The sequence below is a fragment of the Pseudomonas sp. LB3P31 genome (assembly GCF_054897945.1).
The window spans coordinates 2,139,308-2,151,533 of record NZ_CM142710.1; the positions used below are offsets into that span (position 1 = coordinate 2,139,308).

General features: G+C 59.8%; 12 protein-coding genes. 1 reads left to right on the top strand and 11 read right to left on the bottom strand.

Annotated elements, in window-relative coordinates; all coding sequences use genetic code 11:
* Positions 1 to 7: 7 nt before the first annotated feature.
* The 5 genes from surE to ACYZTK_RS09790 form a co-directional block, all read right to left on the bottom strand.
* Entirely contained in the window at positions 8 to 757 is a 750-nt protein-coding gene (gene surE, locus ACYZTK_RS09770; protein ID WP_462014246.1) for a 5'/3'-nucleotidase SurE, read from the bottom strand.
* Positions 745 to 1,803 carry a tRNA pseudouridine(13) synthase TruD gene (gene truD, locus ACYZTK_RS09775; protein ID WP_462014247.1) on the bottom strand — a complete coding sequence of 353 codons (1,059 nt, stop codon included), beginning with the start codon at positions 1,801 to 1,803 and terminating at the stop codon, positions 745 to 747. The genes surE and truD overlap by 13 nt, the downstream gene beginning before the upstream one ends.
* The gene (gene ispF / locus ACYZTK_RS09780; RefSeq protein WP_462014248.1) at positions 1,800 to 2,273 is read right to left on the bottom strand and encodes a 2-C-methyl-D-erythritol 2,4-cyclodiphosphate synthase; all 474 of its coding nucleotides are present in this window, start codon (positions 2,271 to 2,273) and stop codon (positions 1,800 to 1,802) included. The genes truD and ispF overlap by 4 nt, the downstream gene beginning before the upstream one ends.
* Positions 2,274 to 2,364: 91 nt before the next feature.
* Positions 2,365 to 3,219, bottom strand: coding sequence for an S-formylglutathione hydrolase (gene fghA, locus ACYZTK_RS09785; protein ID WP_462014249.1), 855 nt, complete (start codon positions 3,217 to 3,219; stop codon positions 2,365 to 2,367).
* An 8-nt stretch (positions 3,220 to 3,227) separates the two neighbouring features.
* Positions 3,228 to 4,340: an S-(hydroxymethyl)glutathione dehydrogenase/class III alcohol dehydrogenase gene (locus tag ACYZTK_RS09790; protein WP_462014250.1), complete on the bottom strand. Its 1,113-nt coding sequence runs from the start codon at positions 4,338 to 4,340 to the stop codon at positions 3,228 to 3,230.
* Between the two features lie 105 nt (positions 4,341 to 4,445).
* On the opposite strand from ACYZTK_RS09790, the gene ACYZTK_RS09795 reads away from it, so the two are divergent.
* Positions 4,446 to 5,342, top strand: a complete 897-nt coding sequence (locus ACYZTK_RS09795) for a LysR family transcriptional regulator (RefSeq protein ID WP_462014251.1) — start codon at positions 4,446 to 4,448, stop codon at positions 5,340 to 5,342.
* A 139-nt stretch (positions 5,343 to 5,481) separates the two neighbouring features.
* On the opposite strand, the gene ispD is transcribed toward ACYZTK_RS09795, so the two are convergent.
* From ispD to tilS, 6 genes are all read right to left on the bottom strand, one after another.
* Positions 5,482 to 6,189, bottom strand: coding sequence for a 2-C-methyl-D-erythritol 4-phosphate cytidylyltransferase (gene ispD / locus ACYZTK_RS09800; RefSeq protein WP_462014252.1), 708 nt, complete (start codon positions 6,187 to 6,189; stop codon positions 5,482 to 5,484).
* On the bottom strand, positions 6,186 to 6,464 hold the full coding sequence (gene ftsB / locus ACYZTK_RS09805; protein WP_008028992.1) for a cell division protein FtsB: 279 nt from the start codon (positions 6,462 to 6,464) through the stop codon (positions 6,186 to 6,188). The genes ispD and ftsB overlap by 4 nt, the downstream gene beginning before the upstream one ends.
* 169 nt (positions 6,465 to 6,633) lie before the next feature.
* Entirely contained in the window at positions 6,634 to 7,923 is a 1,290-nt protein-coding gene (gene eno / locus ACYZTK_RS09810; RefSeq protein WP_138964488.1) for a phosphopyruvate hydratase, read from the bottom strand.
* A gap of 145 nt (positions 7,924 to 8,068) precedes the next feature.
* Complete coding sequence (gene kdsA, locus ACYZTK_RS09815) at positions 8,069 to 8,914, bottom strand: 3-deoxy-8-phosphooctulonate synthase (RefSeq protein WP_462014253.1); 846 nt, start codon at positions 8,912 to 8,914, stop codon at positions 8,069 to 8,071.
* Positions 8,915 to 8,919: 5 nt separating this feature from the next.
* The gene (locus ACYZTK_RS09820; protein ID WP_462014254.1) at positions 8,920 to 10,551 is read right to left on the bottom strand and encodes a CTP synthase; all 1,632 of its coding nucleotides are present in this window, start codon (positions 10,549 to 10,551) and stop codon (positions 8,920 to 8,922) included.
* 274 nt (positions 10,552 to 10,825) lie between these two features.
* On the bottom strand, positions 10,826 to 12,151 hold the full coding sequence (tilS, locus tag ACYZTK_RS09825) for a tRNA lysidine(34) synthetase TilS (protein WP_462014255.1): 1,326 nt from the start codon (positions 12,149 to 12,151) through the stop codon (positions 10,826 to 10,828).
* Positions 12,152 to 12,226: the final 75 nt, after the last annotated feature.

Consider the following 12,226-nt stretch of genomic DNA (forward strand, 5'->3'; position numbering starts at 1 on the left):
CGAGCCATTAGCGCAAGCCCTCCAGCCAGCCATCGAGACTTCTGAAGGCATCATTGAAGGTGCGGTCCAGTTGCAGTGGGGTAATCGACACATAACCTTGCATCACGGCATGGAAATCCGTGCCCGGGCCACCGTCTTCGGCATCCCCGGCGGCGGCGATCCAGTAGCCGGATTTACCACGCGGGTCGACCACTTTCAGCGGTGCCGCCGCCCGGGCGCGATGGCCGAGGCGGGTCAACTGGATGCCGCGGATGTGATCCAGGGGCAAATTGGGAATGTTCACGTTCAGCACCGTGCGCGGGGGCAGGTCAAGGTCAGCGTGGGCTTCTACCAGTTTGCGCGCAAAGTAAGCCGCTGTGGGAAGGTTCTCCACTTGCCGTGAGACCAGCGAGAACGCGAAAGCGGGACGTTCCAGGAAACGGCCTTCAAGCGCTGCGGCAACGGTGCCGGAATACAGCACGTCGTCCCCCAGGTTGGCACCCAGGTTGATCCCCGAAACTACCATGTCCGGTTGGCGCTCCAGCAGGCCATTAAGGCCCAGATGCACGCAATCGGTAGGGGTGCCGTTCAGGCTGATAAAACCATTGGCCAGGGTTTGCGGGTGCAACGGACGGTCGAGCGTCAGCGAACTGCTGGCGCCACTCTTGTCCTGGTCCGGGGCGACCACCACGCATTCGGTGTAATCCGCCAGCGCAGCATAAAGCGCGGCGAGACCGGGCGCGGTGACCCCATCGTCGTTAGAAATCAGAATACGCATGGGCTGTCCGTCTGCCCCACCGGCACCAGATCGACAAGCTCGCGCACCAATACGGTGGCGAAGCATCCGGCCGGTAGGACGAATTCCAGTTGCAGAATGTCAGGCTCCGGATAATGCCACGTCAACCCACCAATGGGCAGTCGCAGGATGCGACGTTCGTGGCTCATTCCGGCGTTAACCAGCCAATCGCGCAAGTCTGCTTCGCGAGAGGCGATTTCCTGCTCCAGTTGATGGACAACCCCGGTGGCCGGTGAGTCACCTTCGCCCCACTGCGGTCCTGTTGGATGCAGGTCAAGAATCGCCAGGCGCGGGTCGCTGCACTCAGCTTCGCCGGCCGGAAAAAAGCTGCGGCTGTCGGTAAAGGCCAGCAGGTCGCCGACCTGGGCTTGCTGCCAGGTGCCGTCGGCAACCCGTGCGGCCAGCACCTGGTTGAACAGGAAACTGCGAGCGGTAGACAGCAGGCGCGAGCGTACATTGCGCTGTTCCGGCAGGGCCTTGCGCGCGGCCCATCCGCGGGCATCGACCACGTTACCGCCGTCGAAGCCAAAACGCTGGGCGCCAAAATAGTTGGGAATGCCTTGCTGGCTGATCAGTTGCAGCCGTTCTTCGATCGCCGCCTTGTCACCGGAGAACTGAGTCAGGCGCAGGGTAAATCCATTGGCCGAGTGAGCACCGCGTTGCAGCTTGCGTCTGTGTCGGCCGGTCTTGAGGACTTTCAACGTGTCGTTTTCTGCCGCCGACAGGTCAGGATCGGCCTTGCCCGGCAACTGCACGCTGAACCACTGGCGAGTCAGCGCCTGACGATCCTTGAGGCCCGCATAGCTGACGGTGCGCAAAGGAACGCCCGCCGCCTTGGCGATCCGCCGTGCCGCTTCCTCGGTGTTCAGGCCGCGCTTCTCGACCCAGATCCATAAATGCTCACCATCACCACTGAGGGGAATATCGAGCACTTCGTCGACCTGGAAGTCTTCGGCCGTGGCCTTCAGGACTGCGGTACCGAGCGCCTCACCATAAGCCCGCGGGCCGAGCAGTTGCAGTTCGTTCATGCGCGCAGCAACAGGGCAACGGAATGCACGGCAATACCCTCTTCGCGACCGACAAAGCCGAGCTTTTCGGTGGTGGTGGCTTTTACGTTCACTTGGTCCAACTCAACTTGAAGATCCGCGGCAATCAGCGCGCGCATCGATTCGATATGCGGGGCCATTTTCGGCGCCTGGGCGACGATGGTGTTGTCGACGTTGCCGACTTTCCAGCCCTTGGCGTGGATCAGACCGACGACATGCCGCAACAGCACACGACTGTCGGCGCCTTTGAAGGTGGGGTCGGTGTCCGGGAAGTGCTTGCCGATATCACCCAGCGCAGCGGCGCCGAGCAAGGCATCGCTCAAGGCGTGCAGCAGGACGTCACCGTCGGAGTGAGCGAGCAGCCCGAAGCCGTATGCAATACGCACGCCGCCCAGAGTAATGAAATCGCCTTCAGCGAAACGGTGCACATCATAGCCGTGGCCAATACGCATAAAAAAACGCCCCGAATTTTGTCAGGGCGTGATTCTACCTGCATTAGAGGAGGGGGTGCTCTCAATTAGTTTCCCCTCCGCGGTGGGGAAACTAACTGAGAGCACCCCCTAGGGCGCGTCCGTGATGCTGCAAGTGCTCATCGATGAAACTGGCGATGAAGAAATAGCTGTGGTCGTAGCCGGGTTGCAGGCGCAACGTCAACGGGTGACCGGCCAGTTTGGCCGCCTGTTGCAGGGCTTCAGGCTTGAGCTGGGTGGCGAGGAAGTCATCGCGATCTCCTTGATCGACCAGTAGCGGCAGCTTCTCGTGCGCCTCGGCGATCAGTGCGCAGGCATCCCATTCTCGCCACTTGGAGCGGTCCTCGCCCAGGTAACGGGAAAAGGCCTTGTGCCCCCACGGGCAGTCCATTGGATTGTTGATCGGTGAAAACGCCGACACCGACTGATAGCGCCCCGGATTGCGCAAAGCACATACCAGCGCACCGTGACCACCCATGGAGTGACCGCTGATGCCGCGCTTGTCCGACGCAGGGAAATGCGCTTCGACCAGAGCCGGCAGTTCCTTCACCACATAGTCATGCATCCGGTAATGCCGGGACCAGGGTTCCTGGGTGGCATTCAGGTAAAACCCGGCACCCAGGCCGAAGTCCCAGGCACCATCCGGATCACCGGGTACATCGGGGCCGCGAGGGCTGGTGTCCGGCGCAACGATGATCAGCCCGAGCTCGGCGGCCATGCGCAGGGCGCCGGCCTTTTGCATGAAATTCTCGTCGGTGCAGGTCAGGCCCGACAGCCAATACAGCACCGGCAACTTGCCGCCCTGCTCCGCTTGCGGCGGCAGGTACACGGCAAACACCATGTCGCAGCCGAGCACATCGGAACGATGCCGGTAGCGTTTGTGCCAGCCGCCGAAGCTTTTCTGGCAGGAAATATTTTCCAGGCTCATGAGCGACCTCAGAAATGAATGACGCTACGGATGCTTTTGCCTTCGTGCATCAGGTCGAAAGCTTTGTTGATGTCTTCCAGGCCCATGGTGTGGGTGATGAAAGTATCCAGCGGGATTTCCCCGGTTTCAGCCATTTCGACATAGCTTGGCAATTCGGTGCGACCGCGCACTCCACCAAACGCCGACCCGCGCCAGACGCGACCGGTGACCAGCTGGAATGGACGGGTAGCGATTTCCTGGCCGGCGCCGGCAACACCGATGATCACCGACTCGCCCCAACCCTTGTGGCAGCACTCAAGTGCGGCGCGCATCAGCTGCACATTGCCGATGCACTCGAAGGAGAAGTCCACGCCGCCATCGGTCATGTCGACGATGACTTCCTGGATTGGACGATCGAAGTCTTTCGGATTGACGCAATCGGTGGCGCCCAGCTGCCTGGCGATTTCGAATTTGCCCGGATTGATGTCGATGGCGATGATCCGCGCCGCCTTGGCCTTGACCGCACCGATGACTGCAGACAGGCCGATGCCGCCGAGGCCGAAAATAGCCACGGTGTCACCTGGTTTTACCTTGGCGGTATTGAGCACCGCGCCGATGCCAGTGGTGACACCGCAGCCCAGCAGGCAGACTTTTTCCAGCGGCGCTTCCTTGGCGATTTTGGCCACGGAGATTTCCGGCAACACGGTGTATTCGGAAAAAGTCGAAGTGCCCATGTAGTGGAAAATTTCCTGGCCCTTGTAGGAAAAACGCGAAGTGCCGTCCGGCATCAGGCCTTTGCCCTGTGTCGCACGAATGGCCTGGCACAGGTTGGTCTTGCCCGACAGGCAGAATTTGCACTGGCGGCATTCCGGGGTGTACAGCGGAATAACATGATCGCCGACCGCGACCGAGGTCACGCCTTCGCCAATCGCTTCAACCACTGCGCCACCTTCGTGGCCCAGGATCGACGGGAAGATGCCTTCCGGATCCGCACCCGACAGGGTGTAGGCATCGGTATGGCAAACACCGGAGGCCACTACCCGCAGCAGGACTTCACCGGCCTTGGGCATGGCGACGTCGACTTCAACGATCTCGAGAGGCTTCTTGGCCTCGAACGCAACGGCGGCGCGCGACTTGATCATGGGGACACTCCAGTGAATTAACGAGACAGGGAGTGTAATACATCGGTTTACGGTGAATAATCCGGGCAAAAGCAAAACATTATTGCCATACAGGGATAATCATTGATGTCCGAGAATCGCTGGGAAGGAATTGACGAGTTTGTCGCCGTAGCCGAATTAAGCCAGTTCACGGCGGCAGCGGAGCGTCTCGGCGTTTCTTCCTCCCACATCAGCCGACAGATCGTACGCCTTGAAGAACGTCTTCAGACGCGGCTGCTGTACCGCAGTACCCGCAGGGTGACCCTGACCGAAGCCGGGCAGACGTTTCTGCAGCATTGCCAACGCTTGCAGGATGGTCGTGAAGAAGCACTGCGTGCAGTCGGCGACCTGACCAGCGAGCCCAAGGGCATGCTGCGCATGACCTGCGCCGTGGCCTATGGCGAGCGATTTATCGTGCCACTAGTGACGCGGTTCATGGCGTTATACCCGCAACTGCGCATTGATATCGAACTGAGCAACCGGCAGCTCGACCTGGTGCATGAAGGTCTCGACCTGGCGATCCGCCTCGGCCGTCTTCAGGATTCCAGGCTGGTAGCGGCCCGCCTGGCACCCCGACGCATGTACCTGTGCGCCTCGCCTTCCTACGTCGAACGTTATGGTCGGCCACACAGCTTGTCAGAATTGAGCCGGCATAATTGCCTGATCGGCAGCTCGGACCTGTGGCAACTGGAGCAGAACGGGCGGGAGTTTTCCCAGCGGGTCCAGGGCAACTGGCGCTGCAACAGCGGGCAGGCGGTGCTGGATGCGGCGCTGCAAGGGGTTGGGTTGTGTCAGTTGCCGGACTATTACGTGCTGGAGCACCTTAAAAGTGGCGAGCTGATCTCGCTGCTGGATGCGCATCAGCCGCCGAATACGGCGGTGTGGGCGCTTTATCCGCAGCAACGGCATTTGTCGCCGAAGGTGCGTAAGTTGGTGGATTATTTGAAGGAGGGGTTGGCGTTGAGGCAGGAGTATCAGGGTTGAGTGTTGTGTTATCTGTACTGCCGCTATCGCGAGCAGGCTCACTCCTACAGTGTTTTGTGTTGCTCACTTTTGCGTGCGCCGCAGATCCATTGTAGGAGTGAGCCTGCTCGCGATAGCGGCAGTACAGACACCACATCACTCAGCGACGGTTAGCCCAGCGCTGCCGCAACCACTCAAGATCTTCAGGTCGCGTGACCTTGATGTTGTCCGAGCGCCCTTCGATCAAGCGCGGCGCCAACCCCGCCCACTCCATCGCCGAAGCTTCATCGGTAATCAACGCATCCGCCACCAGGCTGTCAGCCAGCGCCCGATGCAGCACCCCAAGGCGAAACATCTGCGGCGTATACGCCTGCCAGATCACACTGCGGTCCACGGTTTCAACCACGCGACCGTGCTTGTCGACCCGTTTCAACGTATCACGCGCCGGGACCGCCAGCAGTCCGCCGACAGCATCATCCGCCAGTTCGCCGAGCAACTTGTCCAGGTCATCCCGGGCCAGATTCGGCCGCGCGGCATCGTGAACCAGCACCCAGTCTTCATCGTCGGCGCCCAGCGCATGCAAATGCAGGAGGGCGTTTAGTACCGACCCGGAGCGCTCAGCCCCGCCTTCGACACGCTGGATACGCACATCGCCAGCACAGGCGAGGTTCGGCCAATAGGGATCATCAACAGCAAGACTGACCACCAACCCCTTCAGGGCAGGATGATCAAGGAAGCAGCCAAGGCTGTGTTCGAGAATAGTGCGCCCGCCCAGTTGCAAGTATTGCTTGGGACGGTCTGCGGCCATTCGGGCGCCAACGCCCGCGGCGGGAATCACGGCCCAGAAGGCCGGTATCGGGGAATTCATTGAGCCAGCTGGTAAAGGGTTTCACCGTCCTTGACCATGCCCAACTCATGGCGAGCCCGCTCTTCAACGGTCTCCATGCCTTTTTTCAACTCACTGACTTCGGCGTCCATGACCCGATTGCGTTCCAGCAAGCCTTCATTCTCAGCGTGTTGATCTGCGATCTGCTGAGTCAGCTCGGCCACTTGCGCGAGGCTACCATTACCCACCCACAGGCGGTATTGCAGGCCAGCCAGCAACAGGAGCAAGACGAGGAACAACCAATTGGGACTGCGCATCGAATATCGGGTTTCCAGTGAAAAAGACAGCCATGCCAAAACTTGAAGCATCTGATAGCACGAAGCCTGGAGAACCCAGGCTTGTGCTGATAAGGCATCAGATTAGTGGCAAATCCATCGCCGTTGCGATTTTTTCGCCACAATCCGCTGACTTTATATCAGTCAACGATTAACCGCGAAATTCGCTGCGACCGTTGTACTTGGCTTTGCCGTTCAACTGCTCTTCGATACGCAGCAGTTGATTGTACTTGGAGACGCGATCGGAACGGCACAGGGAGCCGGTCTTGATCTGGCCAGCCGAGGTGCCCACAGCCAGGTCGGCAATGGTCGAATCTTCGGTTTCGCCGGAGCGGTGCGAGATAACGGCAGTGTAACCAGCGGCCTTGGCCATCTGGATAGCTTCCAGGGTTTCGGTCAGGGTGCCGATCTGGTTGAACTTGATCAGGATCGAGTTGGCGATCTTTTTATCGATGCCTTCTTTCAGGATCTTGGTGTTGGTTACGAACAGGTCGTCGCCTACCAGTTGGACTTTCTCGCCAATCTTGTCGGTGAGGATTTTCCAGCCGGCCCAGTCGGACTCGTCCAGGCCGTCTTCGATCGAGATGATCGGATAACGCTCGGTCAGGCCTTTGAGGTAGTCAGCAAAACCTTCAGCAGTGAACACCTGGCCTTCGCCGGACAGGTTGTACTTGCCGTCTTCGTAGAACTCGCTCGCCGCGCAGTCCAAAGCCAGGGTCACGTCGGTACCGAGCTTGTAACCGGCGTTGGCCACCGCTTCGGAGATCACTTTCAAAGCGTCTTCGTTGGAAGCCAGGTTAGGTGCGAAACCACCTTCGTCACCGACTGCAGTGCTCAAGCCACGGGCCTTCAGCACAGCTTTGAGATGATGGAAAATTTCGGTGCCCATGCGCAGGCCTTCCGAGAAAGACTTGGCGCCAACCGGCTGAACCATGAATTCCTGGATGTCGACGTTGTTATCAGCGTGCTCGCCACCGTTGATGATGTTCATCATCGGAACCGGCATCGAGTAAACACCCGGAGTGCCGTTCAGGTTGGCGATGTGAGCGTACAGCGGTAGGTCCTGGTCCTGTGCTGCTGCCTTGGCCGCAGCCAGGGAAACGGCGAGGATCGCGTTGGCGCCCAGGGAGCCTTTGTTTTCAGTGCCATCGAGCTTGATCATCGCGTGATCCAGCGCTTTCTGGTCGCTTGGATCGGTACCTTTCAACAGGTCGCGGATCGGGCCGTTGATGTTGGCGACGGCTTTGAGAACGCCTTTGCCCAGGTAACGGCTCTTGTCGCCATCACGCAGCTCGAGCGCTTCGCGCGAGCCAGTGGAAGCACCGGACGGCGCGCAAGCGCTGCCGATGATGCCGTTATCGAGAAGCACATCCGCTTCCACGGTGGGATTGCCACGGGAGTCGAGAACTTCACGACCTTTGATGTCGACGATTTTTGCCATTGTTGTAAACACTCCAAAGTTGACGAAAACGCTTTACCGATCGATTTATAACTTGTGCATTACATTATTGCTTTGGCCGCACTGCTCGCGGTGCCCTCTAGGGCCCCATCGCGAGCAAGCTCGGCTCCTACAGTAGAAATGAGGTTTACGCGGTTTCTACCGTCGCAAAACCCTTCACCAATTCGTCCAGTGCCTTGAGCTGGGCCAGGAATGGCTCCAGTTTGTCCAGACGCAAGGCGCAAGGGCCGTCGCATTTTGCGTTGTCCGGATCCGGGTGGGCTTCGAGGAACAGGCCTGCCAGCGACTGGCTGATCCCGGCTTTCGCCAGATCGAGGACCTGGGCACGACGACCACCGGCAGAATCGGCACGACCGCCAGGCATTTGCAGCGCGTGGGTCACGTCGAAGAATACCGGGTATTCGAACTGCTTCATGATACCGAAGCCGAGCATATCCACGACCAGGTTGTTGTAGCCGAAACTCGAACCACGTTCGCACAGGATCAACTGGTCGTTACCCGCTTCCACGCACTTGTTCAGGATGTGTTTCATTTCCTGGGGCGCGAGGAACTGGGCTTTCTTGATGTTGATCACCGCACCGGTCCTGGCCATCGCGACCACGAGATCGGTCTGGCGCGACAGGAAGGCCGGCAGCTGGATGATGTCGCACACTTCAGCGACGACCGCAGCCTGTTCAGGCTCGTGGACGTCGGTGATGATCGGCACGCCAAAGGCTTGCTTGATGTCCTGGAAGATGCGCATGCCCTCTTCCAGGCCCGGGCCACGGTAAGAGGCCACAGAAGACCGGTTGGCTTTGTCGAAGCTGGCTTTGAACACGTAAGGGATACCGAGTTTTTCGGTGACCTTGACGTACTCTTCGCAAACCTGCATCGCCATGTCGCGGCTTTCCAGCACGTTCATGCCACCGAACAGCACCATTGGCTTGTCGTTGGCAATCTCGATATCGCCTACGCGGATGATCTTCTGCGCCATCAGGGTTACGCCTTCTTCTGGTGTTGAGTCAAAGCAGCTTTGACAAAACCGCTGAACAACGGGTGACCGTCGCGTGGCGTCGAGGTGAACTCAGGGTGGAACTGGCAAGCGACGAACCATGGATGATCCGGTGCTTCGACCACTTCAACCAGGGCGCCATCACCGGAGCGACCGGAGATTTTCAGGCCGGCTTCGATGATTTGTGGCAGCAGGTTGTTGTTCACTTCATAGCGATGACGGTGACGCTCGACGATCACGTCCTTGGCGTAGCAATCGTGCACCAGGGATCCCGGCTCAAGCAGGCAATCCTGTGCGCCAAGACGCATGGTGCCGCCCAGGTCGGAAGTCTCGGTACGGGTTTCGACCGCGCCGGTGGCATCTTCCCACTCGGTGATCAGACCCACGACCGGGTGGCCGCTGGCACGATCGAACTCGGTGGAGTTGGCGTCTTTCCAGCCCATCACGTTGCGAGCGAACTCGATCACGGCCACTTGCATGCCCAGGCAGATACCCAGGTACGGAACCTTGTTTTCGCGAGCGTATTGAACGGCGGTGATCTTGCCTTCCACGCCACGCAGACCGAAGCCGCCCGGCACCAGGATGGCGTCGACACCTTCCAGCAGCGCGGTGCCCTGGTTCTCGATGTCTTCGGAATCGATGTAGCGCAGGTTGACCTTGGTACGGTTGCTGATGCCGGCGTGACTCATCGCTTCGATCAGCGACTTGTACGCGTCCAGCAGCTCCATGTACTTGCCGACCATGGCAATGGTCACTTCATGCTCAGGGTTGAGCTTGGCGTCGACCACGGCTTCCCACTCGGACAGATCGGCACCGCCACATTGCAGGCCGAACCGTTCGACCACAAAATCGTCCAGGCCTTGCGAATGCAGAATGCCCGGGATCTTGTAGATGGTGTCGGCGTCTTCCAGCGCGATCACCGCACGTTCTTCAACGTTGGTGAACTGTGCGATCTTGCGACGCGACGAGATGTCGATCGGGTGATCGGAACGGCAGACCAGCACGTCTGGTTGCAGGCCGATGGAACGCAGTTCCTTGACCGAGTGCTGGGTTGGCTTGGTCTTGGTTTCACCGGCAGTGGCGATGTACGGGACCAAGGTCAGGTGCATCAGCATCGCGCGCTTGGCGCCAACTTCGAAACGCAGTTGACGGATCGCTTCGAGGAACGGTTGCGACTCGATGTCACCCACGGTGCCACCGATCTCGACCATGGCCACGTCGGCATCGCCGGCGCCCTTGATGATCCGGCGCTTGATTTCGTCGGTGATGTGCGGGATCACCTGGATGGTTGCACCCAGGTAGTCACCACGGCGCTCTTTGCGCAGGACGTGTTCGTAGACACGGCCGGTGGTGAAGTTGTTGTTCTGGGTCATGGTCGTGCGGATGAACCGCTCGTAGTGGCCCAGGTCCAGGTCGGTCTCGGCGCCGTCGTGGGTGACGAACACTTCACCGTGCTGGAACGGGCTCATGGTGCCTGGGTCGACGTTGATGTACGGGTCCAGCTTCAGCATGGTGACCTTAAGTCCCCGCGCCTCCAGGATCGCCGCCAATGAAGCCGATGCAATGCCTTTCCCCAATGAAGAAACAACACCGCCCGTGACGAATATGTAGCGCGTCATGAAAAACCCTAGAAGTCTGCGTTAAAGCGGTCCGAGCCGCCGGGGGAAGCGAAGGAAGGCCGAAGCCCCCGATCACCTGCATTAATCACAGTGCACCTTTCGAAAAAACCGCCGCGTTGGGACAGACCGGCAGGTGAAACACCGGTACGTTGCTCGCTACACATTTTTTGGAATCGCCCAGCAAAGACTGCTTGGTAATCGGCAACTCCTGCAATTCAGGCGAATCCACAGAAGTTGTATCAAGAAGGGAGCGTAGTCTACCGGAAAGCCCCTTTCAGCTCAAACCTTGATCTTCGCTCAATGGCGCCCAATGCAAATGCCAGCCGTCCTGCTCGCTGCCATTCAAGCCCCACAGGTTGGCCACCGCCAGCAATTGCGTGCCGCGGTAGAGCAGCGGCAATCTGCCACGGACGAAACCTGGAACCCCGCGTTCGTTGAGCAGGCGCTTGAGGTCGCGGTGCCCGCGATCGCCCACAGCCATGACCTCGCCCCCCTGACGATAGCGGATCTGCAGCGGGCCAGCGGGGATTTGTCCGCTGAAACTGAGCATTCCATTCTCCGTCAGTACCAGCGGTTGCGCTGGATCGTTCCAGGCACCAGCTTCGGCTACAGGGCGCAACCAGCTGCCGGACAACCACCAGATCCGCCCGCCCGCTCGATGCAATTCGCCCTCCGCCAGGCGCCAGACCGGTCGGGCATCAGCGGCGGCATCGCGCAGATTTTCCCAACCCGACCAATGGTCGCTGTCGGGCAGCCGGGTCAGGGGCGTGAGCCAGTGGCTCAGTGCATTGCGCTGGCGTGCGGTGGAAAGCCCTGTAAACGGTGCGAGTTCGAGAGACGGCACGCCCAACCATTCGAAACCGCTCGCTCTGGCACTGGCCAGGTCAATTTGTGCCAGCTCGTCAAGCAAGCCCTGCGCTTCGCCCAGGTGCGCGGCGCTGCGGGCCATGGTGGCCAAAGCTTGCGGCCAGCGCTCGGTCATGGCCGGAATTACCTGATGGCGCAGGTAATTGCGCGAGAACTGGCGGTCCTGATTTGAAGGGTCTTCGATCCAGCTCAGCCTGTGCTCCGATGCATAGGCCTCAAGCTCGGCGCGGGTGACGTCGAGCAACGGACGCACAAGATGTCCCTGCCCCAGCACCCGCTCACGAGGCATCCCCGCCAGGCCACGCACCCCTGCCCCGCGCATCAGCCGAAACAACAGGGTTTCGGCCTGATCGTCGCGGTGCTGGGCGGTCAGCAGCAGTTCGTTGGCTTGAGTGGCTTCAGTGAACGCGCTATAGCGCGCATCCCGCGCGGCACGCTCCAGGCTGGCGCCGGGCTGTACCTGCACGCGAATCACCTGTAGCGGCACACCCAGCGCATCACAGACCGATTGGCAGTGTTGCGGCCACGCGTCAGCCGCAGCCTGGAGGCCATGGTGGATATGGATGGCCCTGAGTGCTGGCAGGGATTGGGTTTTGGCGAGATGGACGAGGAGGTGCAGCAGGACGGTGGAGTCGAGGCCACCGGAGAAGGCGATGCGCCAGGTCGTGGCGTTGCGCCAGGGCGCAAGATTCAAGAGCAACCTTGCAGGCAGATCAATCATGGGCTGACTCATATCGTTCAAACCACAAAAGTCCCTGTAGGAGCTGCCGAAGGCTGCGATCTTTTGATCTTGTCTTGAAAATCAAAA

Coding starts and splice junctions, on each gene's coding strand:
- tilS (WP_462014255.1), bottom strand. CDS start 12,151: ATGAGTCAGCCCATGATTGATCTGCCTGCAAGGTTGCTCTTGAATCTT.
- ACYZTK_RS09795 (WP_462014251.1), top strand. CDS start 4,446: ATGTCCGAGAATCGCTGGGAAGGAATTGACGAGTTTGTCGCCGTAGCC.
- ACYZTK_RS09790 (WP_462014250.1), bottom strand. CDS start 4,340: ATGATCAAGTCGCGCGCCGCCGTTGCGTTCGAGGCCAAGAAGCCTCTC.
- ispF (WP_462014248.1), bottom strand. CDS start 2,273: ATGCGTATTGGCCACGGCTATGATGTGCACCGTTTCGCTGAAGGCGAT.
- fghA (WP_462014249.1), bottom strand. CDS start 3,219: ATGAGCCTGGAAAATATTTCCTGCCAGAAAAGCTTCGGCGGCTGGCAC.
- surE (WP_462014246.1), bottom strand. CDS start 757: ATGCGTATTCTGATTTCTAACGACGATGGGGTCACCGCGCCCGGTCTC.
- ftsB (WP_008028992.1), bottom strand. CDS start 6,464: ATGCGCAGTCCCAATTGGTTGTTCCTCGTCTTGCTCCTGTTGCTGGCT.
- eno (WP_138964488.1), bottom strand. CDS start 7,923: ATGGCAAAAATCGTCGACATCAAAGGTCGTGAAGTTCTCGACTCCCGT.
- truD (WP_462014247.1), bottom strand. CDS start 1,803: ATGAACGAACTGCAACTGCTCGGCCCGCGGGCTTATGGTGAGGCGCTC.
- ispD (WP_462014252.1), bottom strand. CDS start 6,189: ATGAATTCCCCGATACCGGCCTTCTGGGCCGTGATTCCCGCCGCGGGC.
- kdsA (WP_462014253.1), bottom strand. CDS start 8,914: ATGGCGCAGAAGATCATCCGCGTAGGCGATATCGAGATTGCCAACGAC.
- ACYZTK_RS09820 (WP_462014254.1), bottom strand. CDS start 10,551: ATGACGCGCTACATATTCGTCACGGGCGGTGTTGTTTCTTCATTGGGG.